This window comes from Slackia sp., from assembly GCF_977041755.1.
Window position 1 is genome coordinate 1 of record NZ_CDRRGL010000015.1, and the last position, 24,484, is coordinate 24,484.

Sequence of the window (24,484 nt, forward strand, 5' to 3'; positions counted from 1 at the left end):
GATGGAGCCGCGGAAGCCGTATTCCGTGATTTCCGAGAAGAACACCTTCGGGTCCTGCGTCACGGGTGAGACGCTTTCCGCTGCGGCCTTCGCGCGTTCGGCGATTTCTGCCGCAATTTCATCGAGTTTGCTCGCGTCGCCCGTCGCGCAGAACGGCACCTTGAATTGCTCCGCTGGCGGAAGCTGTACGAGCGACGTTTTCGAAATGACCGAATTGGGGACGATCACGGTTTCGCCGAGCTTCGTGATGATGGTGGTATGGCGCAGTCCCACGTCGGTCACAACGCCCGTTTCCGAGCCGATTTCGATGTTGTCGCCCGGGCGCACGACGCCCATGAGCGTCATCTGAATGCCGCCGATAAGGTTTGACAGCGTGTCCTGCAGGCCGAGCGAAAGCGCAACGCCGCCAACGCCCAGGGCTGTGACCAGCGCATTTGGGTTAATGCCGAAGCACGATTGCAAAATAATCGATCCGCCGATCACCCATACCACGCCGCGGCCGATGTTGATGATGAGGCTTGATGCCGGCAGCGGGTTTTCCGGGTGGTCGAGCAGCGCATGCAGTGCGCGTTTTACCACTTTCGATGCCACAGCGGTGGCGCACGCTAAAATAACCGCCCAAATAAGGTTGCGCATCGCGTCCGATGCGATGAACGACAAAACTGAATCTTCAATACCCACGTGAGCCTCCTAGTGCCGACGCAATGCGTTCGTTCGGCGGATATTGTCGCATCGCATTCGCGCTCGGTGGCGCATCGTTACGGTATGCGCACAATGTTCGCGTGACTTTCAGGAACGCGCGGTTTGGGCGTTTTCGAGACGTGCCCGGCGGTGGCGTGCTCAGGTGTCGTGCTACCGCATGAGCTTATCGGAATGCGCCGCATCGCCCGTCAATCCGCAACTGGCCAATGCGCGATTCTTTCTATGCAGGCGATGTTTGGACTGGCGTTTGACGCAAGCGTTGCATTGGAGGCCCTGAGTGCCCTTGCGGTGTTCGTGCGCCCGAATGCTTCATTGCGGGATTTTTCGGAAAACGTCCGCGCTCGTTCGTGCTTTGCTTTCGTTACAGTACAATGACGATAACTGCGATTTTTGAAAGGGGCACTCATGCCAGAAGAAGCTACCAAGCCCGCCGAGGGATATAAGTACCACCGCGTTTTGCTGAAGCTTTCGGGCGAGGCGCTCATGGGCGATAACGGCTATGGCATCGATCCGAAGGTCATCGACGACTTGGCCGAGCAAATCAAGCACATTGTTGATGACGGCGTGCAGGTGGCCATCACGGTGGGCGGCGGCAACATCTTCCGCGGTGTCGCCGGCAGCGCCAACGGCATGGATCGCGCGCAGGCCGACTACATCGGCATGCTCGCCACGGTCATGAACGCGCTCGCTTTGCAGGACGGCCTTGAGCGCCACGGCGTTTCCTCCCGTGTGCAGTCAGCCATCGAAATGCACCAGGTCGCTGAAACCTACATTCGCCTGCGTGCTATTCGCCATATGGAAAAGGGCCGCGTCGTCATTTTCGCCGCAGGCACGGGCAACCCGTACTTCACGACCGATACCACGGCGGCTCTTCGTGCGTGCGAAATCAACGCCGACTGCATGATGAAGGCCACCAAGGTCGACGGCATCTACGACAGCGACCCGGCGAAGAACCCCGACGCCGTGAAGTTCGACAAGATCAGCTACCTCGAGGTGCTTACCAAGGAGCTGCAGGTCATGGACGCGGCCGCCATTTCGCTGTGCAAAGACAACGAAATGCCGCTGCTCGTATTCGATATGACCGCGCCGGGCAACATCAGCCGCATTCTGAAGGGCGAGCCTGTCGGCACCCTGGTGTATTAAACCTTCGAAGGCAAATGCGACGGCGCCAGCGCGCCGCAAACGAGAAAGGCAAGAATATGACTGCTGAAATCATGGATGCGGCGAAAGCCGGCATGGAGAAGGCCTTGTCCAACCTGAATGAGGCGTTCGTGAACGTGCGCACGGGTCGCGCGAACCCCATGGTGCTCGACAAGATTCGCGTTGACTATTACGGCGTTCCTACCCCCATCAATCAGATGGCCGCGGTGAAGTCTCCCGATGCCCATATGCTCGTCGTTGAGCCGTGGGACAAGTCGGTGCTGCGCGGCATCGAGGCCGCCATTCTGGCGAGCGACTTGGGCATTACGCCCTCTAACGATGGCTCTGTCATTCGCCTGCCGTTCCCCGCGCTTACCGAGGAGCGCCGCAAGGAAATGGTGAAGCAGTGCCGCAGCTATGCCGAGGAAGCTCGCGTTGCCGTGCGCAACCAGCGCCGCGATGCCAACACCAAGATTGAGCGCGCCAAGAAAGACGCCGAGCTGCCCGAGGACGAGGCTCGTCGTGCCGAAGAGCAGGTGCAGAAGCTCACCGACAAATACATCGCCGAAGTCGATGCTATGCTGAAGAAAAAAGAAGCAGACGTCATGGAAATCTAGGAGTTGGGCCGTTCTTCCGAACGGCCCAATGGCTCGACGCTGCGCTGGGCTCTGACGGCACGCTTCGGGTTCAAGCTGCGGCTCGCGTTCCAAAGTACGCGTGGGCCAAGCTGAGCTTGGCGCGCCCGCTCGGGCGCGTAGTTTGGAATCCGATATGCCATTTAGGCATATCGGATCGCCCGAATCGTACTCGCCAGAGTCCATGCTCGCTGCGGCGCTTTCGGTTGCGGTATGAGTGGCTCTTGCTGCTTGCCGCATCGACGAGCTTCTTTTCTTTCGAAATTTTAACGGCCAGGGGCCCGGGTTGGTGGCTTCTGGCCGTTGGAGTACCCTAGTGGGGCCTATTTCGAAGGAGCTGACATGTTCCATAAACCTATAGATGAAATGTTCCCGAACCCGCCCGCCGGGCTCGATGCACACGCCTTGCGCGAAGACGCCGTGCCGCAGCATGTCGCCGTCATCATGGACGGCAATGGCCGCTGGGCGAAAAAGCGCGCGCTCAATCGCCTGAAAGGCCACAAGGCTGGCATTGCGGCGGTTCGCGAACTCATTCGCGCGGCGAGCGACGCGGGCGTTCGCTTCCTTACGATTTATTCTTTCTCGACGGAAAACTGGAAACGTCCCGAAGAAGAAGTCGTGGGTTTGATGGACCTGTTCGCCAAAACCATGCTCGCCGAGGTTGACGGCCTGCATGCCGAAAACGTGCGTGTGCGCACAATCGGCGACGTCTCCATGTTGCCGCAGGAGACGCGCGACGCGTTTGCCGAAGCGTGGGAGAAAACGCGCAACAACACGGGCATGACGCTTCTCGTGGCCGTGAATTACGGCTCGCGTCAGGAAATGCTGCGCGCCACGCAACGCTGCATCGATGTTGCCGTTGCGCGCGCGATGGCCGGCGACGCTCCGCGTGAGCTGACTGAAGAGGAATTCGAGCGCGGTCTTTATACCGCCGATTGCCCCGATCCTGATTTGGTAATTCGCACGTCGGGCGAGATGCGCCTGTCGAATTTCCTGCTGTGGCAGGTGGCGTATTCGGAGTTTTACGTGACCGATACCTTGTGGCCCGATTTCAATCGCTATGAATTTTTGCGTGCGCTTCTGAGTTTCCAAGAGCGCAACCGAAGGTTTGGGGCGGTGTAAGCCATGCCAGCCGATAGCGAAAAACTCGAGGATGAGCTTTCGGGGCAGCCGGCGCGCGAAGGCGTCGTCAGCGTTCAGCCTGCCGATGTTTCGTGCGAGCATGTGATTGGGGCGGAGAATCGCGATGCCGCGGTCGAGTCTCGCAACTGCGATTTTGGGGCTCAGACGGAAGGGCACGACACGGCGGCTCAGTCGCGCGACCATGAGGCCACCAATTTCGAAAAAGCCCAGTCCACGTACGAGCACGTCATGCAAACTGCCGTAGCGAAAAAAGATGCTGCGAAGGCGTTCGCATACGGCAAAACGCCTGATAAGTTCAAGCATCCGACCGACTTACAGGTGCGATTCCGCACGGGCGCCGTGTACGTGGTGCTTTCGGTGACGCTTGCGCTTGTGAGCAATCTGACGTGCGTCATTATGCTGTGCGTGCTCGCGGGCATTTGTGCGGGCGAGCTGTTCTTCATGCTGCGTAGCGACGCGAAGCTGCCCAACGAGCTGCTTGGCACGCTGGCTGCGGTGGCGTACCCCATCAGCATGTGGAAGCTGGGGCTTTCCGGCTCGCTTCTGGTGACGGGCGCGCTGCTTGTGGCGTTGCTTGTGTGGTATGTCTTCTTCATGCGTGCGCGCGTGGGCGACGTGGGCGTGTCGTTTTTCGGCGCGGCATACACGGGCCTGCTGCTTTCGAGCCTTATTTTGGTGCGCATGTCGCTGCCTGGCATTTGGGGCGGCGTGCTCGTGTGCGGCATTTTCTGCAGCGTGTGGGCGAACGACTCGTTCGCATATTTGGTGGGAAGCAAATTCGGCAAGCATAAGCTCGCGCCGCGCATTTCGCCGAAGAAGAGCTGGGAGGGCTTCATTGGCGGCCTGGTGGGTTCCATGGTCATTTGGTGCCTCATCACGCTGATTCCCGGTGTGAATATGGCGATTCCCCAGGCGCTCGTGTTTGGCTTGATTTGCGGTCTTTCTGGCGTGCTGGGCGATTTGGCCGAAAGTCGCATCAAACGCAATTCGGGCGTGAAAGATTCGGGTACCATTATGCCTGGTCACGGCGGCTTGCTCGACCGTTGCGACTCACTGTTCATGGCGTCGGTTGCTGCGGCCGTGATGCTTATCGGCGGCGGCTGCGTGCCGTATGTGTTCGGATAGGAATGTTGGATAATTGCGCCGTTCTTTGAGCGGCGTTATTTGTTGAGGGCCGCTTTCGGCAGCGCGCGTTGGGCCGGGCGGGTTTTCCGCTGCATCCGAATCGGGTTCTTTGGAGCTCTGCTCGTTGGTTTTTGGCGCGAAAGTGGCTCGCTTTCGCTTCTGATAAGGGGTGGTTTGAAATGGCCTATACGGCTCATGCAAATGAAGGCGGCATGCCTCGCAAGATTGTTGTTTTGGGATCGACGGGCTCTATCGGCACGCAAACGCTCGATGTGGCCCGTCGCCACCCCGACAAGCTGGAAGTGGTCGCCCTCGCGGCCAACTCCAGCGTCGATACCGTGCTCGCTCAGGCTCATGAGTTCCGCGTGCGCAATATCGCGTTCGGCAATGCGGAGCTTGCGCATGACGCGCGCCTCGCGAATGCGCACGGGGGCGTGGAGGTCGGTTTCGGCCCCGAGGCCGTTGCCGCACTCGCGAGCATCGAAGAGGCCGACGTCGTGGTGAATGCCCTGGTGGGCGCTGCGGGCCTGCGCGCGAGCTATGAGACGCTTGCCGCTGGCAAGGTGCTTGCGCTTGCGAACAAGGAAAGCCTGGTCGTGGGCGGCGACCTTATTATGCCTATGGCGGCCAATGTCGATGCGGCTCGCCGCGCGGCAGGCGTGGCCCCCGCGACGGGTCCGGCGGGTGCTCTTATGCCCATCGATTCCGAGCATGGTGCAATCTATCAATGTTTGCTCGGCGAGCGTGCTGAAGAGGTGTCGTGCTTGTGGGTCACCGCGAGCGGCGGTCCGTTCCGCGGTCGCACGCGTGACGAGCTGCGCGGCATGACGGCCGCTCAGGCGCTCAAACATCCCACGTGGAACATGGGCGCGAAAATCACGATTGACTCTTCGACGCTCATGAACAAAGGCCTCGAGGTGATCGAGGCGCATCATCTGTTCGACATGCCGTACGACCGCATTAAGGTTGTCGTGCAGCCGCAGAGCGCCATTCATTCCATGGTGGAGTATTCCGACGGCAGCGTGAAGGCCCATTTGGGCACCACCGACATGCGCATTCCCATTCAGTTCGCGCTGAGTTACCCCGACCGATGGGACGCTCCGGTGGAGCCGCTCGATTTCACGCAGCTCGGCAAGCTCGAGTTCTATCCGGTCGACGAGGACACGTTCCGTTGCTTTAAGCTGGCCAAATATGCAGGCGATACGGGTGGCACGCTGCCATGCGTCATGAACGCCGCGAATGAGGTTGCTGTGGCGGCGTTTTTGCGCGACGCGTGCGGCTATCTGGATATCGACGGTTGCGTCGGTGCCATGATGGAGGCGCACGAGGCGGGGCGGGGCGGTGGCCTGCAGAAGGTTGAAAGCCTTGACCAGCTCGCCGAGATCGACGCTTGGGCGCGCGAGGCTTCTGCTGCATGGCTTGCCGCAAGGGCGAAATAGGGCTGGCTGGCTGCGAGGGGCGAAAGGGCCCCGAGTTGCAACAGCGCTTGATCCGATTTCTCCATCGAAATTTGGGTGGTGGCTGCCTGCCGTAAAGCGATTAAGGCTCGGGTAGCTTGCCATGGCGCCTCGAATTTCTTCGGGGCAACGCCGCTGGGCCTTCTTTATCGAAGGCAGGTGTTATTCGAGATGCGGATATCGGAGGCTCGGAGGGCGCAATATTTGATTTTGGACGCTGGCGCAGGCTGGCGTCCAATTTTTTATGGAACGGTCATCCGGGCCGATTATCCTAAGGTCGAGCTTGTGGAACACAAAATGTGTCTTATAGGGGCATCGGTGTCAGCCGCCACCATTTCCTCGTTTGCGTGATGAGTGGTGCATCGTTTTTAATCGCGTGTTTCCTCGAATGTACAGCGCCCTTTTCGGAGCGAATCTATCTTTTGAGCTCAATCAGGCTTTTCGGAAGCTCGCGCGCCTTCTGGGATTAAGGCGCGGGCGTTTCCGTGATGCGCAATCTTGTCGTGTGGCCTCCTGGCCCTTCTGCGACGCGCATGTTTTTCCGGGGTGGGCTCTGACCTTTTTGCGGCTTGCATGTCTTTCCGTGTTGGGCTCTGTCTTTCGGAAAATCGTGTCCCCAAACGCGGAAATTTGGCAGAGATTTGCGGTTGTGAACGGTTATTGGGCTTCATTTTTACCGAATCGACCGATTCGGGCGACATAACTCCAGGTCAAATTTTCCGCTTTCGCTCACGTTCGCAAAACCATCGTTCACAACCGAAAATCTCTGCCATTTTCTTGAGAAAAGCGACCAAATATGAGGTTTACTTTAGAATCCGTGCCGCCATGCCGCCATGCCGCCGTGCCGCCGTGCCGCCGTGCCGCCGTGCCGCCGTGCCGCCGTGCCGCCGTGCCGCCGTGCCGCCGTGCCGCCGTGCCGCCGTGCCGCCGTGCCTGGCGTTCTTCTGTTCGTTTCGCGACAGCGTGGCAACACATTGCTCGCACGCGTCTGAACTTGGCATAATCGCATACGGAATATTCGGCCGAATGAAAGGCCATACATGGACGTCGTCTTGATGGTTCTCTACATCGTCATAGTGCTTTCGGTGCTCGTCTTCATTCACGAAGGCGGCCACTTCCTCGCGGCGCGCGCTTTCGGCGTGCGCGTGACCGAATTCATGCTGGGCTTGCCGGGTCCGAACATCGGTTTCACCTGGCGTGGCACGAAGTTCGGCGTCACGGCGGTTCCCCTTGGCGGCTATGCGAAGGTGTGCGGCATGGAGCCGGGCCCCGAAGACCCGCATCTCGAAGACGCGCTCGCATTCGCCTACGCTAACGGCACGGTGTACGCCGACGATGTCGCTGAGAAAATGGGCATCACGCTCGACGAGGTGATTGAGGCGCTCTACGTGCTTGAGGAATGGGGCTGCCTCGTTGGTCCGAAGAAAACCGACGAGCACAACGTGTTCCGCACGCGCGCCCTCAAGGATAAGCGCAAAGGAATCGACCTGGTCGAGGGCTCGCCCCGCCTGTTCGATGACGCGCATGAGCTCTACCTGGCCGAACGCGCGCAAACCTACCGCGCGCAGCCGTTCTGGAAGCGCTGCATCATTCTGCTTGCGGGCATTTTCATGAATCTGCTGTTCGCGATTGCGGCGTTTGTGCTCATCTATTCGGTGTTTGGCATCGATATGGTGAACGAGGCGGGCGAAGTGGTGCGTCATGTGAATGTCGACGTGGGAACCGCCATAAGCGCCGGGTTCAACTACATCGGCATGGTGGCAGTTGCTGTGGCGGGGCTGTTCAACCCGCAAACCGCGGCTGATACCGTGTCGAATTCGACGAGCGTCATGGGCATGGCGGTACTTTCGAAGCAATATGCCGATGCGGGCCCGTTGGAGTTCCTGTTCTTCATGTCGATGATTTCGGTGTCGCTCGGCATCATGAATTTGCTGCCCATTCCGCCGCTCGATGGCGGCCGTTTCGTGATCGAGATTTTCCAGAAGCTCACGAAGCGCCAGGTGGGGTATAAAGCCATGAATATCATGACCATGACGGGCATGGCGCTGTTCATAGGATTCTTCATACTCATGCTCAACCAAGACATTCAGCGGTTTATCTTTGGGAATTGGTAGGGCGACCGAATTATCTTTGGGAATCGGCAGGACGGCCGAATTCGAAGTGCGCATTTCCGGCCCGAATAAAGAAGCGAAATAACGGACTCGCGTTTGTGCGGGTCCGTTGTTTCTTATTGTGCGAAACCGTTATTTCTCGCTGTTGAACAGGCGGAACGGAACGCGATTGCCTATGCCTGGCGTGGCGAATACGCGGCCCTGTGTATCGACGAGCACGATGTCGATTTCGGGGTGCTGTGCGGCGAATTGCAACGCGCCCTCGACGCCCAACAAAATGAGCGAAGTTGAATAGCCGTCGCCTTCGAGCGACGTGTGCGAGACGACTGTGGCGCTTACCACGTCGCTTTCAGCGGGGAACCCCGTGCGGGGGTCGATAATGTGGTGGTACGCCTTGCCGCCGCTTGTGAACGCGCGTTCGTACACGCCGCTCGTGACTACTGAACCCGATGCCACGCCCACCGCCGCGAACGTTGCCGTCACGGGAATGCCGTGCGAGGCGATCGGCTGGCGCAGGCCCACCTGCCATGGCGTGCCGTCGGGGCGTCCGCCCATGACGGCCACGTTGCCGCCCAGGTTCACGATGGCGTGTTCGACGCCGTGGCGCGCAAGCACGTCGAGCACGCCATCGGCGATGTATCCCTTCGCGATGCCGCCGAGCTCGAGGCATGCATCGGGGTCATCGAGTTGCACAGTTGAGTCGGTGACGTGCACGCCTCTCCAGTTTACGTGCTCAAGGGCGGAGTGCACGTCGTCCTTGGCGGGAATGGTGCCATTCTTGAAATTCCACAGGCGCGTGACCGACCCCATCGTGATATCGAACAGGCCGTTTGATGCTTCGCAGTAGGCGAGCGACGTTTTGATGAACTGGGCCAATTCGGAGTCGACATCGACCGGTGCGCCATGGGCGTTGTTGATGCGGAAGAGTTGCGATTGCTCATCGAAGCGTGAGAACAGCTTTTCGTAGCGAAAGCATGCGTCCTTCACGGCCGTCATAGTGTCGGGGTCGAGCGCGGGCGCCGTGATGGTGTTCACCGTATCGAACAGGAAGAATTCTTCGGTTTGCATGGGCATGTTCCTTCCTGTTTGTGGGCGCGAGCTCTTTTCGCGCTGTGATTCGCACGCAATCCACTATACCCACACAGCACGCGCGTGCGGCGGGCATTTGCGAAAAATGGATGACAAGATGGATGGCCGCAAATGGAATTGATCAACTTGCCTATGAATTATGCTGCGCTTGTCACCCGATATGCTTTAATGCGCTGGAATTTCATGCTCGTTAGGTGCGGCATTCGGCTGGCACGATGAAGATGTTTTGCCGATAGGGCGCGGTGTTGCGGAATGGACAAGCTTCCCTCGTAGGCTATGCCATATCTGTCGCTCGGTGCAGTTTGATCTCTCTTTTGATTTTTAGCACCGCATATAAGGCGAACACGAGTCCCCACACAACGACGCTTTCGATGGCCGGTGTATTGCCCGAAAGTGCAGGCGGCACGAGGATTATTCCCAAGTGCACAATGATGAGCGTGAAGAATGCGTACGACAGCCGCTGGATATTCTTCCACGAGGAAGCCCTCATTTTCGCTTTCACGAAGGTGCAGGACGTGATGCCGAGGATGGCAAGCAGAAGAACGAGGATTACGGAAATAGTGAGAGAAAGAATTAAGTTTCCCGAAGTGCCGGAAAAGTGCAATTGCGGAGAGCTTCCGAGCTGAACAAGATAGGTTTTCGCGTAATAGAAAACATGGGCCAGACAAAGAAGGCAGCCGCAAATTGAAAGCTGGCGACGAACAGGCAGCAACTTTTTGCGAACAAGGGAATTCTCGTCGAAAACGCCGACGAACATTACGATGGCAAAGAATGCCATTGCGAGCGTGCAGCGTTGCATGAATGGGATGAAAAAGCCCCAGAAGCCGACAGCTGGACCCTGTGAGATACCGTAAGCATAGACCGCAACGGCCGCGATTGAAAGCGAATAAAAAACGGTTGGTGTTTTTTTCAATTGGTCTGTACAGATGAGAGCAACAAAAAGCGAAACAGCGAACGCTAGGATGAATCTCACGGCATCCCCCTTACTGTAGCTTCTATGATAACTGTCACTCTATCATATGACACGGTTAAGGAAATAGTCTGTCTTGAATTATATTATACTATAAGTAGGATAATCATTGACATTGACATATGAAGAGTATATGGATAGCCTGAAACTTAATTAAGTGTCCTAAAAAAATAAGACAGTTAGGATACTTAAACTGAGTCTCGGGCGATGGGCCGGGAGGCTGAATCGTCTGGGGGGGAGACGATTGAAGGGGGAAACGTGGATACATCGTTGACTCGCCGTAATTTCGTTAAGTGGAGCGCTCTGTCGGCAGGGGCGGCATCGCTTGTTGGCTTGACGAGCTGTTCATCTGGTGGTGGGCAGGGAGCAGGGCAGGAAGCGTCGGGCGAAAAGGGAATGTGGCTTACGGGCGCATGCATGAACAACTGCAGCTGCGGTTCGTCGCGTTGTCTTTTGAGGGTGTACGTTGAAGATGGCGTGCCGTTGAAGATTCGCACCGATGAGCAAGACGAGGACTCGATTGAGGTTCCTCAGCGTCGAGCATGTCCACGCGGACGTGCGCAAATCGGCAACATGCTCTCTCCGGCTCGTGTTAAATATCCCATGAAGCGCAAAAACTGGAGCCCCGATAATCCGAACGGGGAGCTGCGCGGCAAGGATGAGTGGGAGCGCATCAGCTGGGATGAAGCGCTCGATTATATCGCTGCCGAAATGAAGAAAGCCTATGACAATTATGGGCCGAAGTCCATTCTTGCTGCGGCATATAGCGACATCGGAGACACATATTTCGATCCGGTGATTTGCCTGCTTAACGCCAAGGGCGGCGCTGTGCACCATGAGCTTGGAACCGTCTCTTTGGGTTCGTGGCCAATTCCTGAAATGACGATGACCGGCGGAATGCTTGCCGCCCCTGATTCGTTATCCCTGCAGGATAGTGATCTGCATATCATGTTCGGCTGCAATTGGGCTGCCAATAAGGGCGGTCAGACGCCTCATCAGCTCGATGCCGCACGCCAGGCGGGTGGGAAAGTCGTCATTATTGAGCCTTGGCTCAATCAGACGGCGCAGGCTTTGGCCGACGAATGGATTCCCATTCGTCCCGGAACCGATACCGCCTTCTGTATCGGCATGATGTATCACCAAATCGAAAACGGACTATATGACCAGGACTTCCTCGACAAGTATTGCGTTGGCTTCGATGCCGACCATATGCCTGAGGGCGCTCCCGCTGAAGACAATTTCAAAGATTACGTTCTGGGCACCTATGACGGCACCCCGAAGACTCCCGAGTGGGCGGAAGCAATTTGTGGCGTACCCGCCGACAAGATTCGCAGCCTGGCTGAGGAGATTCACGCATCCAAGAAGACGAATTTCTTCGCAGGACAATCCACTACGAAAATTCCTGCAGGCGAAATGTTTGCCCAGGCCTTCTACACGCTGGCGTTTATGCACGGCGGCATGGGCACGCCAGGCAACTATGCGTCATGGGTTGGTTTGCACGAAGGCATGTCTCTTGCGCCTTATTGCATGGCGGGCGACTCTTCTGATGCCTTCAAGAAGAACCCCGCAAACCCTCTTACTCCGAAATCGTTGAGCTCGGTTCCATTGTGGAGCGAGATGGAAGACCCCACCGCATGGGAAAAGGTCGACTATTCCGAGTGTTGGCAGTCTATCCTCGACGGCGAATATGGTCGCGATACGTGGCCTGGCGGCAAGCATAAGCTCGACATTCATGTCATCTATGCTGGCGGCTACGAGAACTCGCTCAATTCTCTTCCGAACGTGAACGCTGGAATTAAGGCGTTCCGTAAGGTCGATTTCGTGTGGGGTGCAAACCCGTTCTTTGACCCGTCTCGCCAGTATTGCGACATAGTTTTGCCTGTTGTGACGTGGTGGGAAAAGGGCAACCTCGCATGGATGAACAATTCCGACACCGTGTACTGGGCCGATCAGATTATGGAACCCTTGTACGAGTCGAAGCCCGAGGGTTACATCGCTGAGGAGCTCGCGAAGCGCCTCGATGTCGATCCGAAGACCGTCAACACCATGACCGACGCCGAGCGTACGTATTCGTCTCTCGCCGGTGCTATGTACATGACCGATGCGGACACCATGGCATATGCGCCGCTGCTCACCATCACACAGGACGATATCGACGAGCTTGGTGTTGAGGGTGCACCGCAAGAGGGCCTTATGACGGTTGCCGAATTCAAAGAAAAGGGTATGTTCAAGATTCCCCGCAAGAAAGACGACAGCCTTACCAGCGTTCCCTGGAAAGCATTCTATGCTGACCCGGAAAAGAATCCTCTGGCAACGACTTCTGGCAAATTCGAGATTTATAGCGCGACGTGCGCCGCATTGACCAACGCTTTGGGCTATTCCACCATTTCGCCTATCGCGAAATGGCAGCAGGGTGATCCCGAACAGGGGCAAGGTGCTCAGACCGACGAATATCCGCTGCTGCTCTGGACTCCTCATTCGCTGCGCCGCGCCCACACGGTAAACGACAATGTCGTTAGCCTGCGCGAAGCATTCCCTCAGGAGTGCTTCATATCGACCATCGACGCGGAAGAGCGTGGCATCAAGAACGGCGATATCGTTCTTATGAGCAGTCCCTACGGCAAGGTCCTTCGCCCGGCAAAGGTTCTGCCGACTATCATTCCGGGGTCTGTTGCTATGCAGGATGGTGCGTGGATTCGCATCGATGAAGCTACGGGCATCGACCTAGGCGGCGACCCGAATGTTTTGCAGGCGCCGAAGGCCTCTGGCCAAGCATCCCAGTCTTGGACGGGCACAATTGTGCAAGTTGAGAAATACACGGGCGATATCAAGCTCGTTCCCGATAAGGAATGCCCGATCGTGATGCCTGTCGGTATCGAGGAAGAATAGAAAGGGGCGATTGTCATGGCAAAAACGGTTCAGTATGCGTTCTATTTCGATTCTTCCAAATGCACGGGTTGCAAAACCTGCCAGGTTGCCTGCAAAGAAACCTACAAGCTTGGCGTGAACAATCTGTATCGTCGAGTGTTTGAGTACCAAGGCGGCACATGGGAGAAAAACGAAGCGGGAAGCTACGTTCCGAACGGAGTGTTTGGATATAAGGTTTCGATGGCGTGCAACCATTGCGATGCTCCTGCTTGTTTGGGAAATTGTCCGACAGGCGCAATTTCCAAAGACGAGGAAACGGGCATTGTCGCGATTGACCAAGAGACGTGCATTGGCTGCAAAACGTGCATCACGGCATGCCCGTATGGCGTCCCTACGTTCGTTGAAGAAACGGGCTTGGTGAACAAGTGCGACATGTGCGCGGCGGAAATCGCTGCGGGCGGCAAGCCAATTTGCGTCACGGCTTGCCCGATGCGCGCTCTCGATTGGGGTGAAAAAGACGAGCTCATTGCCAAATACGGCGAGGGCAACGTCGAAATCGAGCCCCTGCCGAAAAACAGCACGGGCGCGAACTTTATTGTCAATCCGCATCCCAATGCCCAGAAATCGGGAGAAGGCACGGGCTCCGTTGTAAACTTGGACGAAGAGCTCTAGTGGCGTCAATTCAGGGGAGGGGCGCATGCTCCTCCCTTTGTTGTTTGGAGGGATTCCGAATGGGGATGAACAGTGAGGAGCTCGCAGCGGCGAGCGTTGCTTTCGATTTGGCCGCGCGTCTTGTGCAGTGCGAGCCCGATGAAGCGTGGATTGCCCAATGCGTGCAAGCCGATGCGTTTTCGGAATCTCCTTTTGGCGGGGATGACGCTGCGGTTCGAGGCGGCCTCGAGCTGCTTTCGTCGTGGTGTTCAAATGTCCAAGACCCCTGCATTGCGGCAAACGAGGCGGCTCGCGATTGGCTGCGGCTTTTCGCGGGGGCGGGTGCGCCGGAAGCGCCAATCGTGGAATCGGTCTACACCGAACCCAATTCCACGATGTTTGGCCGCTCGACTATTGCTGCGCATCGCGAGTATGCACGATGGGGCTTGGAATTCGAACGCTCTGGCAAGGAGCCCGATGATGCACTTGGCATCATGCTGGCATTTTGCGCGCATCTCATGCGAGAACAGGTGCGTGGAATTCAGGAAAATGATGCAGCGTCTACGGGTGCTGCTGCGACGGCGCTTGAGCAATTCCTAGTGCAGCATATGCTTCCCTGGGTTTCCGCGTGGCGCTTTTTGGTGAGCGAGCACGCCAAAACCGAGTACTATCGAGGCGTGGGAGATTTGGTGTTTGGGCTTGAACGGTCGCTTGCTGCACGTTTCGGCATTGCGTTCAACGAATTGGATGGCACATTTGCCTATCGCGTGGATTGATTCGTACTTGCGATTGGCTGCTCCTTTTGCGACGATGCGTGCAGGGCAATGCGTTGCAAGGGGGAGGGTATGTTCAGCGCTTTTGTCATAGTGTATTTATTCCTGGGCGGCTTTGGCTCGGGCTTGCTGCTTATCTCCGCGTTCTCGAGCCTCGTGTTTCATTGCGCCCTTGATCGTAACGAAATCGAGGAAGCGGCGTTTGACGAATGGCGGAATCGGTGTTTCCTGTGGGGGTTCGTCATCGTCTTGTGCGGCGCGCTCTGCTTGCTTCTCGATTTGGGCAGGCCGGAACGTTTCGTAATGCTGTTTATGCGTCCGTCATCGGTATCGGTGCTCGCATACGGAACGATGTTCCTTACTGCGCTTATCGTATGCTCGGGATTCCTCGTTTTTGCGAACTATATTGCCGGCCGCATGCGGATTCCAATCGCCACGCATAGGATCGGCGAGGTCGTGTGCAGCCTGCTTTCCATTGCCGTTATGGCCTATACCGGCGTATATCTCATGTCGACGCAGGCTGTCGCATTCTGGACGAGTCCCCTTATAGTCGCCCTTTTCGTTGCTTCGGCGTTGTCGATGGGTTTTTCGGGCTGCGCGTTTGCAGGTTCGCTCTTGCGTGACGCCTGGATGCTCGAAGATGCAAATGCGGCATTGCGTTGGGGGCATATTATCGCCCTGGCGATCGAGGCGTGTCTTCTTGCGTCTTTTCTGGCGGGCGCGATGAGCCGTGGCGGGAGGGCAGCCGATTCGTGCATGCTGCTGTTTTCGGGCGATTTGGAGGTATGGTTTCTTGGCGGGGTGGTGATGTGCGGTTTGGCTATTCCCCTCATCCGAGAAGTTGCCCCCGCGTCGCTTCGTCAATCTGCTGCATTTCCCGCCTCTGACGTTCTGTGCGTTTTTGGCGGCCTTGCTTTGCGCTTATGCCTTGTGAGCGCTGGCCTACATTAGCGGAACTTTTTCGCTACAATCATGGTGTTGGCCAATAGGACTGATGGGGTGCGCATGCAAGATTTCAAGCTTGATGAAACGTCGGGTTTGCCGGTGTGGGTCCAGCTGCGCAATCGATTCGTCTACCTCATTAAAACCGGCCACTACGAGCCAGGCGAGCAGCTGCCGAGCGTGCGTAGCCTCGCGGCGGATTTGTCGATTAATTACAATACGGTTAGCAAGGCTTATGTCGACCTCGAGCACTCGGGGTATGTAGTGAGCGTGCGTGGTCGCGGCGTTTTCGTCAAAGAAATAGCACGCGAATCGTGCGAAGACATGCTGTCTGCGGTTGATACGGTTTTGGACGATGCCATTCGTCGATGCATGGCGATGGGTATGTCGCTCGACGAGGTGCGTCTGCGTATGCTCGATGTGGCACATGCGATTCAGCTGGAATCTCAGGCGATTCTTTCCGAGAAAAGGAATCTGAATGAAAGAGGAAAAGGCCCCAAGGCGTGAACGTCGCGTTCAAAAAGCGACTTCTATCGAAAAATATAATTCACGGACCGATCGCAAGACATCGCAAAACGGTTCAGTGCTGTTTTCTGCATTCGTTTTTTCGGCGACATTTCTCATTGTGTTTGGTACGTGTCGCTTAGTCTTTGGGGATGCAAGCGTATGGACGCTCGGTGGCTCTCTTCTTGCTGCGGTGCTTGCAAGCATGTCAATTCACATTGCCCTTCAGTGGGAAAAGGTTGTTGTGCTGCGATTGGGAAAATACAGTCGCACGAAGGGACCGGGCGTTTACTTTACCATTCCGATTTTTGAGCAAGTTGCGCTCGTTGCCGACCAGCGCGTTATGCTCACGGGCTTTGGCGCTGAGGCCACGTTAACGAGCGACTTGGTTCCGATTAACGTCGACGCGGTTTTGTTCTGGATGGTTTGGGATGCTGAGAAGGCCGCGCTCGAGGTGGAGAATTATTACAATTCCGTATCGCTCGTTGCCCAGACGGCGTTGCGCGACGCCATTGGTCGAGCGAGCGCTTCCGAGGTTGCTGTGCGACGCAATCAGCTTGATGAGGAGTTGCAGGAAGTCATCGAGGAAAAAACGAGCCAGTGGGGTATTACGATTCTATCGGTTGAGATTCGTGACATTGTGATTCCCGAAAGCTTGCAGGAGGCAATGAGCGCCGAAGCCCAAGCGGAGCGTGAAAAAAATGCTCGAATGGTGCTCGCCGAGGTCGAAAAGGATATCTCCTCCATGCTTGTTGAAGCGGCGGATCAATACAAGGAAAATGATATTGCGTTGCGTTTGCGCACCATGCATCTTCTCTACGAAAGCGTAAAGAGCTCGGGCGGCACGGTCGTCATTCCGAGTGCATACAGCGACGGCTTCTCCGATTCCGCGCTCGAGAAGATGGTGGACGCTACCCGAAGGGGATAGGGTGGCATTGGGCAAGTTTGCCGCTCTTGGTGGATTCGTCGTGGCGAACGGAACGGTATCCTCTCTCGCATGGCGAAACTGCGCTGTTGGGCTTTGTTGGTTCCCGCTGGGCTCTTTTGGGCGTAGAATTAAACAGTTATGCCCGACCAAAAGGGGGAATATGCAAGCTTGCGAAACGAATATGTCTGCTGCCGCCGCATCGTCGAGCGTCGCCAGCCCGCTGCGCCCGAATCAGCGCACGCGTCGCGTGAGCGTGGGCGGGGTGCCCATGGGTGGCGGCGCGCCCTGCGTTGTGCAGTCGATGCTCAACGCTCCCGCCGATGACGTGGAGGCGAACTTACGTCAAATCCGCGCGCTTGAGGCGGCTGGCTGCGAAGTGGTGCGCATGGCCATTCCTCGTCGCGCCTACCTGGACCAATTCGCCGAGGTGTGCGCGAAAAGTCCCTTGCCGGTGGTCGCCGATGTGCATTTCGACGCGGGCATCGCTATCGAGGCGGCCCGTCGTGGCGCGGCGAAGCTGCGCATTAACCCGGGTAATATTGGCGGCTGGGAAAAGACCGACGAAGTCATCGAAGCCGCCCGCGCCGCGCACATTCCCATTCGCGTCGGCGTGAACGCTGGCTCGCTCGACGACGCGCTGAAGGCTCGCGCCGACCTCACGCTCCCCGAGAAGCTTGCCGCATCGGCCGTCGAATACGTGCGCCACTTCGAGCAGCGCGACTTCGGCGACGTCGTGGTTTCGGCCAAGGCGCACGACGTGCAGGCGACCATCGCCACCTACCGCGCGCTCGCGCAGGAAATTCCGCAGGTTCCGCTGCATATCGGCATCACCGAGGCTGGCACGCTCATGCAGGGCGTCATTAAATCGGCTTGCGGCCTGGGTATTCTTCTGAACGAAGGCATCGGCGACACCATGCGCATTTCGCTCACCGACGAGCCTACCGAAGAAGTGCGCGCGTGCTGGATGTTGCTCGCCGCGCTCGATTTGCGCCGCCGCGGCCCCGAAATCATCAGCTGCCCTACGTGCGGCCGCTGCCAGGTGAACCTCATCGACCTCGCGAAGAAGGTCGACGAGCGTCTCGCGAACCGCGTCGAGCCGGTGAAAGTCGCCGTTATGGGCTGCGTCGTGAACGGTCCGGGCGAAGCCGCCGATGCCGACCTTGGCGTGGCGTGCGGCGCGGGCTCGGGCGTCGTGTTCAAACGCGGCGAGGTCTTGCGTAAAGTGCACGAGGCCGATATCGTAGACGCGCTGATGGAAGAGCTCGAAAAGCTGGTCTAATCGCTTGCGCCGGTGCTCGATGCGTCGCCTTTCGCAACATCGCCCGCGGCGTTGCGGCACCGGCTCGACCGCATCGCTTTCCGCGCCGCAACCGCGCGGGGCACGCTCCATCGAAACCGTAACCACGCGTTCAATTTCCGCATTGGAACCAACATAGAAAAGGAACCATCCATGGCAAACATTCGCAAACAACCCGTTTTGCGCATGAGCGACATCTACGCTCCCACGTTGAAGGAAGACCCCTCCGACGCCGATATCGAATCGGCGAAGCTGCTCGTTCGTGCGGGCATGATTCGCAAGGAAGCCGCCGGCCTGTACACCTTCCTGCCGCTCGGCATGCGCGTCATCAGCAAAATCGAGACGATCGTGCGCGAGGAAATGGACTCCCACGGTGGCCAGGAAATTCTTATGCCGTTCGTGCAGCCCGCCGAGCTGTGGCATCGTTCGGGCCGCTGGGACGTCTACGGCCCCGAGCTTCTGCGCGTGACCGACCGACACGACAACGAATTCTGCCTTGGCCCCACGCACGAGGAAATCGTGACTGACCTCGTGAACAATGAGCTCCGCAGCTATAAAGACCTGCCGAAGAACCTCTACCAAATCCAGGTGAAGTTCCGCGACGAGCGTCGCCCGCGCTTCGCGCTCATGCGTGGCCGCGAGTTCATCATGAAGGACGCCTACAGCTTCGATGCCGACGAGGCGGGCTTGGACGCAAGCTACGCCCGCATGCGCGACGCCTACATCAACATGTTCGACCGCATGGGCTTCGATTACCGCGTGGTCGTGGCCGACTCGGGTCAAATCGGCGGCAACGCTTCCGAGGAATACATGGTGCTCGCCGACGCGGGCGAGGCTGAAATCGCAAGCTGCACCTGCGGTTATGCGGCCGACACCGAAGCCGCCCAGGCGACGCCGCATCCCGTGGCGTACGCGGCCGACGCGCTTACGAAGCTCGAGACTCCGGGCGTGCACACCATCGAAGAGCTCGCTGCGTTTTTGGGTACCACCGAAAACGCCTGCGTGAAGGCGCTTTCCTGCAAAGCCGCCGACGGCACGCTGTGGGTGCTGTTCGTCCCCGGCGACTATGAGGTGAACGAGGTGGCCGTCGAGCACCTGCTCGGCGAGTTCACGTCGCTTTCCGACGCTGAAATGAAGGACGCGGGCCTCGTGAAGGGCTCCATGGGCCCGGTCGGCCTGCCCGAGGGCGTAAAAATCGCCGCCGACGAAAGCTTGCGCAGCATCGAGCGCTGGCTCGTGGGCGCAAATGTCGACGGCTTCCACTTTGCGGGCGCCAAGCAGGGCGAAGACTTTACGGTGGATGCTTGGGAGCACCTGTGCATGGTGAAGGAAGGCGACGCCTGCCCGAAGTGCGGCAAGCCCCTTTCCATCGCACGCGGCATCGAAGCCGGTCAGATTTTCAAGCTCGGCACGAAGTATTCCGAGGCCATGGGCGTTACGTTCATGGACGAAGACGGCGTCGAGAAGCCGTTCGTCATGGGCTGCTATGGCGTGGGCGTGTCGCGCTGCATGGCGGCCGCCGTTGAGCAGAGCCACGACGAGAACGGCATTGTGTGGCCCGTGGGCATCGCTCCGGCGCATGTGTGCGTGATTCCGCTTTCCGGCAAGCCCGACGAGGTGACCGAGGCGGCCGCAAAAATCGCCGACGAGCTCGCTTGCGCCGGTTGGGAAGTGGTGCTTGACGACCGCGACGAGCGCGCGGGCGTCAAGTTCGCCGACGCCGACCTTATCGGCTGGCCTGTGCAGGTTGTCGTGGGCAAGCGCGGCCTGAAAGAGGGCTCTGTGGAAGTGAAGCCACGCGCCACCGGCGAGAAGCAGTCGGTCGCCATCGACGGCGTGCTCGAGGCCGTGGAGGCTGCGCTGAACGCCTAGTGCGTTCCAATTTGCTTGATATGCAAAAAAGCCGGCTTGTGGCAAAGCGCCGCAAGCCGGCTTTTTGGTTTAGGGTGATGGTTGCGAACCGGACTGCCGTTTGGCTTGGGGGGCGGCAGAGCCAGCTTGTGGGCGTTGTGGCAGGGCGGCCTCTGCCGTTCGATGGTTCGATGCTTTATCGCATAGCCCCTCGTTTTGGCGTCGCTGTGAGCCGGCTTTTTTTTTGGGCGGGCATCGCGCTTTAGATGGGCCTGACATCACTTCGTGCGCTGAGCTTTCCATGTTTGGCGTGGCCAGTGCGTGGACTTTCATGCTCGGCGTGGTCCCGCGCGGTCTTTTTGCTTGCGGTTTGCTCGTCCGTTTCCGCATTATGCAGGCCCCTTCATATGACTGTCTCATTTACGCCATATTTCTTGGACGTTTCACCTGGGTTTCTTTGATTATCAAAGCTTTTTTCTAAAATGCTGGAAAATGCTCTTGCGCTTTAGTGTGCGATAGTTATACTAACCCATCACATGCATAGGGCATGTACGCCGCAAGCGTGCATTGCCGAGCACTGGTAATTCGCACTACGATCGACCTTTCCGCCACGACCCGAGCGTTTCACCCCTGCTGGGAATGCGCTGCGCGGCGAAGCGTTTCGGAAAGGAAGTCGAAAATGAAAACGCTTGAGAAAGTAAGTGATTTCGCAGGGAAGTACATGGCAATCATCGCTTTGGCGGTAGCGATTATTGCCCTGATCATTCCAGGCCCCGTTCATTCCGTACTACCCACGAGCTGGGTTAATACGCTCCTCGGCATCGTGATGTTCGGCATGGGCATGACGCTCAAGCTTTCCGACTTCAAAGTCGTTTTCACCAAGCCCAAGGCCGTTATCGTCGGCATCTGCTCCCAGTTCATCATCATGCCGCTGCTCGCGTTTCTGCTCGTGACCATTTTCCAGCTGCCCACCGAGCTCGCCGTTGGCGTCATTCTCGTTGGCTGCTGCCCGGGCGGTACGTCTTCCAACGTGATGACGTACCTGTCCAAGGGCGATGTGGCGCTTTCCGTTGGCATGACGGCATGCACCACCATTATGGCGCCTGTTGTGACCCCGGCTCTCGTGCTGCTGCTCGCCGGCCAGTCCATTGACGTGAGCTATGTGAGCATGCTTATGTCGATCGTTCAGGTCGTACTCGTTCCTATCGTGCTTGGCTTCATCATCAACGCCGTTGCCCCAAAGGTCTCCGTGGTGTTCGGCAAGGTTCTTCCGCTTATTTCGGTTATCGCCATCTCGCTGATCATTATGGCCGTTGTTTCTGCGAATGCCGCTAAGCTCATGACGAGCGGCCTGCTCGTTATCGCCGTCGTCATGCTGCACAATGTGCTCGGCTATGCCTTCGGCTATGGCGTAGGCCGCGTGCTTGGCCTGAGCAAGGCGCAGATGCGCACGCTTTCCATCGAGGTTGGCATGCAGAACTCTGGTCTGGCAACTTCGCTGGCTCTGACGCACTTCGCCACCATGCCGCTCGCCGCCGTGCCCGGTACCGTGTTCAGCGTGTGGCACAACATCTCGGGCGCTGTGTACGCGAACATCCTTGCTCGTAGCGCCGAGAAGAAGGAGGCCGCCCCGGCCGCTGCCAACTCCAAGGCTGCCGCGAACGCGTAAGCCTCGCGAGCCAATCGCATCTCATATATGCCGCAATGGCCAGCTCTTATGGGCTGGCCATTTTTGCGCGCGGAAGCGACGCGTCTTGCTATACTTGACGCAGCGTATTGCGACATTGCGATAAAGTGAGGGAAAGAGGTGCGCATGGACATATTCGGTCCGCTTATTGTGTACTACCTGTTCCTCGGTGGAATGGGCGGCGGTGCGCTGCTCTCGATTTCGTGCTTGGAGCTGGCAAATGCTCCGCGTATCGCCTCGCGGCGGCTGTATCTGCCGCGCGAGTTCTTCGCGCGCGCATGGGCGGCGTGCGTTGTGGTGCTCGGGCTTGCGATTGCGTGCCTGGTGGCCGACCTTGGTCGCGCCGACCGCGCGCTCGCGCTGTTCGTGTCGCCCGCGCCATCGACGATAACGGTGGGGGCGTGGTCGCTTGCGGCGGCGCTTGTGCTCGCGGTGGTTTTTGCGGCCGCGAGCCTGCTCGATTGCGGCCGGCTGCGTGAGCGAATCGCGCTTGCGGGCGGCGTCGTGGGCGCGATTGCCGGCGTGGTCGTCATCGCGTATACGGGCGTTTTATTGAATGGGGCCGCAGCCGTGCTCGCATGGCAAACGCCGTTGCTTGTCGCCTTGTTCTCGCTTTCGGGGGCGTCGTGCGGCATCGCGCTGTGCTTGAGCTCGCTTGCGTTCGTGGAAAGCCGCGTGCCGCTCGTCTCGCCGATTTACGCGCTCGCCTGCGCCGACTCGGCGATCGTCGTGCTCGAGGCTGTGTGCCTTGCGGCGTACGTTGTGTGGCTCATGCTGTCGCCTGGCTCTCATGACGCGGCATGCGCGCTGGTGGCAGGCTCGCTGCGCTGGAAGTTCTGGCTCGCGCTCGTTGTTGCGGGGCTTGTGTTACCGTACGTGATGGAGCGCTTCATCACGTACGGTAACAGCCGCACGCAGCTTTTATGGGTGGCGTTGTGCGTGTTCGTTGGTGGTTTGGCGCTGCGCTCGCTCATCGTCGATATTTCTGCGTTCGACGTTACGCAGGCGGCGTCGCTGGCGATGTCGCTCGTGCTTATGTAGAAAACGCGCGGCGTCCGCCGCGTATGGAGAAGGGGAACGCATATGCTGCCGACTAAAAAGAAAAAGGCCGACCCGCGGGTGTTTATCGACGCCCCCTATGACGTGTGCGACAAAGAAGCCGAAATTCGTGCGGCAACCTCGTTCGTGCCGCGCAAGTCGTCGCGCAACGGCGCCACGGTGTTCAACGTCACCGTGTTCATCCTCGTGTTCGGCGCCGCGGTGCTCGCAGGCCGCGCGCTGTCGGGCGCGGTTGGCGTCGTCGAGCTGTCGGCCGCGCTCGTGCTGGCCCTACTCGCCATTTCGTCGGTGCATATCGCGTTGTCGTGGGAGCGGGTCGTCGTGCTGCGCGTGGGCAAGCTCGCGCGCGTGGCTGGCCCGGGGCTCTATTTCACCATCCCCATTCTGGAGCATGGCACTATTCGTGTTGACCAACGCACCATTGCCACGCCGTTTTATGCCGAGAAAACGCTCACGGCCGACTTGGTGCCCGTGACGGTCGACGCCGTGCTGTTTTGGATGGTATGGGATGCCGAAAAGGCGTGCATTGAGGTCGAGGACTACTACGCGGCGGTGTCGTTCCTCGCGCAAACAGCCATGCGCGAGGCGGTGGGCCGCTCGACGGTCGCCGAGGTGGCGCTGCGCCGCGACCAGCTCGACCAAGAAATTAAGGAGGACATCGAGAAGGAAGCTGCGGCTTGGGGCATCGGCGTTATCTCGGTGAAGGTGCGCGATATCGTAATCCCCGATGACCTGCAGCACGTGATGTCGCTCGAGGCCCAGGCCGACCGCGAGAAAAACGCGCGCATGACAGTGGCGTCGGCCGAAGCCGATATGGCCGACATGCTGGCCGAGGCGGCGGCCGTGTACGGCGATCCGTCGGCGGCGCTGCGCCTGCGCACCATGCTGCAGCAATACGAAACGGTGAAATCGTCGAAGGGCACGGTGGTCACGGTGCCGAGTGCCCTTTCCGATAGCCTGGCCGACGCGATTGACAAAGAAGGACAGCGATGAGCGAAACGCAGGCAAGCAATCCGATGGCGGGGTTTCGGGTCGACCACTCCAGCGGCTTGCCCGTGTGGATTCAGGTGAAAAACCGCATCGCGTACCTTATTGGCTCGGGAAAATACCTGCCGGGTGACAAACTGCCCACGGTGCGCGCGCTGGCCGTCGACTTGGATAGCAGCTATAACACCATCAACCGCGCGTATATGGATTTGGAGCGTGAAGGCTACATCTCTACGCGACGCGGCAAGGGTACGTTTGTGTTGGAGCAGAAAGAAATTGGTGCGGCGCGCGCCTACGATACGCCGGTCGAGCTGCTGGTGGACGACATGATTCGCGGTTGCGTGGAGGCGGGCCTTACCGACGAAGACATCGAGGCGCTCGTGGAAGAGCGCCTCGCACGACGTCGCGATGGACGGTAGAAAGGTTTGCATGCTATAATGCCGCTCGACGGCAGCTCGCGTCTGGTAGCTCGGGCAACGCCGTTGGCTATGAGAAAACGCTATCGTCTAACGACGGTGGCGTTTCTTTTTTCACCATGAGCTCGGTACATCGTAGCGTACAATAG

Annotated in this window: 21 protein-coding genes; 18 read left to right on the forward strand and 3 right to left on the reverse strand. The window is 58.3% G+C overall.

Annotated elements, in window-relative coordinates:
- Positions 1-681 (reverse strand): mechanosensitive ion channel family protein (locus ACWI8T_RS02480; protein WP_449137825.1); only part of this gene is annotated, 681 nt, incomplete at its 3' end.
- A gap of 426 nt (positions 682-1,107) precedes the next feature.
- Here ACWI8T_RS02480 and pyrH point away from each other — a divergent pair.
- The 6 genes from pyrH (at position 1,108) to ACWI8T_RS02510 (ending at position 8,316) form a co-directional block, all read left to right on the forward strand.
- On the forward strand, positions 1,108-1,845 hold the full coding sequence (pyrH, locus tag ACWI8T_RS02485) for a UMP kinase (RefSeq protein WP_287538674.1): 738 nt from the start codon (positions 1,108-1,110) through the stop codon (positions 1,843-1,845).
- Between the two features lie 56 nt (positions 1,846-1,901).
- Positions 1,902-2,459: a ribosome recycling factor gene (frr, locus tag ACWI8T_RS02490; protein ID WP_288484867.1), complete on the forward strand. Its 558-nt coding sequence runs from the start codon at positions 1,902-1,904 to the stop codon at positions 2,457-2,459.
- A gap of 360 nt (positions 2,460-2,819) precedes the next feature.
- Positions 2,820-3,599: an isoprenyl transferase gene (locus tag ACWI8T_RS02495; RefSeq protein WP_449137826.1), complete on the forward strand. Its 780-nt coding sequence runs from the start codon at positions 2,820-2,822 to the stop codon at positions 3,597-3,599.
- 249 nt (positions 3,600-3,848) lie between these two features.
- Positions 3,849-4,745 (forward strand): phosphatidate cytidylyltransferase, encoded by an 897-nt coding sequence (locus ACWI8T_RS02500; protein WP_449137843.1) that lies wholly within the window; start codon positions 3,849-3,851, stop codon positions 4,743-4,745.
- A 179-nt stretch (positions 4,746-4,924) separates the two neighbouring features.
- A complete protein-coding gene (gene dxr, locus ACWI8T_RS02505) occupies positions 4,925-6,184 on the forward strand; it encodes a 1-deoxy-D-xylulose-5-phosphate reductoisomerase (protein WP_449137827.1) in 1,260 nt (419 codons plus the stop codon).
- A 1,058-nt stretch (positions 6,185-7,242) separates the two neighbouring features.
- Complete coding sequence (locus tag ACWI8T_RS02510; RefSeq protein WP_449137828.1) at positions 7,243-8,316, forward strand: site-2 protease family protein; 1,074 nt, start codon at positions 7,243-7,245, stop codon at positions 8,314-8,316.
- A 129-nt stretch (positions 8,317-8,445) separates the two neighbouring features.
- Here the strand turns inward: ACWI8T_RS02510 and ACWI8T_RS02515 are convergent, their stop codons facing one another.
- The gene (locus ACWI8T_RS02515; RefSeq protein ID WP_449137829.1) at positions 8,446-9,381 is read right to left on the reverse strand and encodes an FAD:protein FMN transferase; all 936 of its coding nucleotides are present in this window, start codon (positions 9,379-9,381) and stop codon (positions 8,446-8,448) included.
- A 295-nt stretch (positions 9,382-9,676) separates the two neighbouring features.
- Positions 9,677-10,375, reverse strand: coding sequence for a ferric reductase-like transmembrane domain-containing protein (locus tag ACWI8T_RS02520; RefSeq protein WP_449137830.1), 699 nt, complete (start codon positions 10,373-10,375; stop codon positions 9,677-9,679).
- 255 nt (positions 10,376-10,630) lie between these two features.
- On the opposite strand from ACWI8T_RS02520, the gene ACWI8T_RS02525 reads away from it, so the two are divergent.
- From ACWI8T_RS02525 to ACWI8T_RS02580, 12 genes are all read left to right on the forward strand, one after another.
- On the forward strand, positions 10,631-13,261 hold the full coding sequence (locus tag ACWI8T_RS02525; protein WP_449137831.1) for a molybdopterin-dependent oxidoreductase: 2,631 nt from the start codon (positions 10,631-10,633) through the stop codon (positions 13,259-13,261).
- Positions 13,262-13,276: 15 nt separating this feature from the next.
- A complete protein-coding gene (locus ACWI8T_RS02530; RefSeq protein WP_449137832.1) occupies positions 13,277-13,912 on the forward strand; it encodes a DMSO/selenate family reductase complex B subunit in 636 nt (211 codons plus the stop codon).
- Between the two features lie 59 nt (positions 13,913-13,971).
- Positions 13,972-14,667, forward strand: coding sequence for a TorD/DmsD family molecular chaperone (locus ACWI8T_RS02535; RefSeq protein WP_449137833.1), 696 nt, complete (start codon positions 13,972-13,974; stop codon positions 14,665-14,667).
- A 69-nt stretch (positions 14,668-14,736) separates the two neighbouring features.
- Positions 14,737-15,615, forward strand: a complete 879-nt coding sequence (nrfD, locus tag ACWI8T_RS02540; protein WP_449137834.1) for an NrfD/PsrC family molybdoenzyme membrane anchor subunit — start codon at positions 14,737-14,739, stop codon at positions 15,613-15,615.
- Between the two features lie 54 nt (positions 15,616-15,669).
- Positions 15,670-16,113, forward strand: coding sequence for a GntR family transcriptional regulator (locus tag ACWI8T_RS02545; RefSeq protein WP_449137835.1), 444 nt, complete (start codon positions 15,670-15,672; stop codon positions 16,111-16,113).
- Positions 16,085-17,038, forward strand: a complete 954-nt coding sequence (locus tag ACWI8T_RS02550; protein WP_449137836.1) for a slipin family protein — start codon at positions 16,085-16,087, stop codon at positions 17,036-17,038. Before ACWI8T_RS02545 ends, ACWI8T_RS02550 begins: the two co-directional genes overlap by 29 nt.
- 160 nt (positions 17,039-17,198) lie before the next feature.
- Entirely contained in the window at positions 17,199-18,317 is a 1,119-nt protein-coding gene (gene ispG, locus ACWI8T_RS02555) for a flavodoxin-dependent (E)-4-hydroxy-3-methylbut-2-enyl-diphosphate synthase (protein WP_449137837.1), read from the forward strand.
- Positions 18,318-18,488: 171 nt separating this feature from the next.
- On the forward strand, positions 18,489-20,207 hold the full coding sequence (locus ACWI8T_RS02560; protein WP_449137838.1) for a proline--tRNA ligase: 1,719 nt from the start codon (positions 18,489-18,491) through the stop codon (positions 20,205-20,207).
- A 658-nt stretch (positions 20,208-20,865) separates the two neighbouring features.
- Positions 20,866-21,855: a bile acid:sodium symporter family protein gene (locus tag ACWI8T_RS02565; RefSeq protein ID WP_449137839.1), complete on the forward strand. Its 990-nt coding sequence runs from the start codon at positions 20,866-20,868 to the stop codon at positions 21,853-21,855.
- Positions 21,856-21,999: 144 nt separating this feature from the next.
- Positions 22,000-22,914, forward strand: a complete 915-nt coding sequence (nrfD, locus tag ACWI8T_RS02570; RefSeq protein ID WP_449137840.1) for an NrfD/PsrC family molybdoenzyme membrane anchor subunit — start codon at positions 22,000-22,002, stop codon at positions 22,912-22,914.
- 42 nt (positions 22,915-22,956) lie between these two features.
- A complete protein-coding gene (locus ACWI8T_RS02575; RefSeq protein ID WP_449137841.1) occupies positions 22,957-23,925 on the forward strand; it encodes a slipin family protein in 969 nt (322 codons plus the stop codon).
- Complete coding sequence (locus ACWI8T_RS02580) at positions 23,922-24,338, forward strand: GntR family transcriptional regulator (RefSeq protein ID WP_449137842.1); 417 nt, start codon at positions 23,922-23,924, stop codon at positions 24,336-24,338. Before ACWI8T_RS02575 ends, ACWI8T_RS02580 begins: the two co-directional genes overlap by 4 nt.
- The last annotated feature ends 146 nt before the right edge of the window (positions 24,339-24,484 follow it).

Bases quoted from the DNA above. Each gene is read 5' to 3' on its own strand.
- pyrH (WP_287538674.1), top strand. From the start codon at position 1,108: ATGCCAGAAGAAGCTACCAAGCCCGCCGAGGGATATAAGTACCACCGC.
- frr (WP_288484867.1), top strand. From the start codon at position 1,902: ATGACTGCTGAAATCATGGATGCGGCGAAAGCCGGCATGGAGAAGGCC.
- ACWI8T_RS02495 (WP_449137826.1), top strand. From the start codon at position 2,820: ATGTTCCATAAACCTATAGATGAAATGTTCCCGAACCCGCCCGCCGGG.
- ACWI8T_RS02500 (WP_449137843.1), top strand. From the start codon at position 3,849: ATGCAAACTGCCGTAGCGAAAAAAGATGCTGCGAAGGCGTTCGCATAC.
- dxr (WP_449137827.1), top strand. From the start codon at position 4,925: ATGGCCTATACGGCTCATGCAAATGAAGGCGGCATGCCTCGCAAGATT.
- ACWI8T_RS02510 (WP_449137828.1), top strand. From the start codon at position 7,243: ATGGACGTCGTCTTGATGGTTCTCTACATCGTCATAGTGCTTTCGGTG.
- ACWI8T_RS02515 (WP_449137829.1), bottom strand. From the start codon at position 9,381: ATGCAAACCGAAGAATTCTTCCTGTTCGATACGGTGAACACCATCACG.
- ACWI8T_RS02530 (WP_449137832.1), top strand. From the start codon at position 13,277: ATGGCAAAAACGGTTCAGTATGCGTTCTATTTCGATTCTTCCAAATGC.
- ACWI8T_RS02535 (WP_449137833.1), top strand. From the start codon at position 13,972: ATGGGGATGAACAGTGAGGAGCTCGCAGCGGCGAGCGTTGCTTTCGAT.
- nrfD (WP_449137834.1), top strand. From the start codon at position 14,737: ATGTTCAGCGCTTTTGTCATAGTGTATTTATTCCTGGGCGGCTTTGGC.
- ACWI8T_RS02545 (WP_449137835.1), top strand. From the start codon at position 15,670: ATGCAAGATTTCAAGCTTGATGAAACGTCGGGTTTGCCGGTGTGGGTC.
- ACWI8T_RS02550 (WP_449137836.1), top strand. From the start codon at position 16,085: ATGAAAGAGGAAAAGGCCCCAAGGCGTGAACGTCGCGTTCAAAAAGCG.
- ispG (WP_449137837.1), top strand. From the start codon at position 17,199: ATGCAAGCTTGCGAAACGAATATGTCTGCTGCCGCCGCATCGTCGAGC.
- ACWI8T_RS02560 (WP_449137838.1), top strand. From the start codon at position 18,489: ATGGCAAACATTCGCAAACAACCCGTTTTGCGCATGAGCGACATCTAC.
- ACWI8T_RS02565 (WP_449137839.1), top strand. From the start codon at position 20,866: ATGAAAACGCTTGAGAAAGTAAGTGATTTCGCAGGGAAGTACATGGCA.
- nrfD (WP_449137840.1), top strand. From the start codon at position 22,000: ATGGACATATTCGGTCCGCTTATTGTGTACTACCTGTTCCTCGGTGGA.
- ACWI8T_RS02575 (WP_449137841.1), top strand. From the start codon at position 22,957: ATGCTGCCGACTAAAAAGAAAAAGGCCGACCCGCGGGTGTTTATCGAC.
- ACWI8T_RS02580 (WP_449137842.1), top strand. From the start codon at position 23,922: ATGAGCGAAACGCAGGCAAGCAATCCGATGGCGGGGTTTCGGGTCGAC.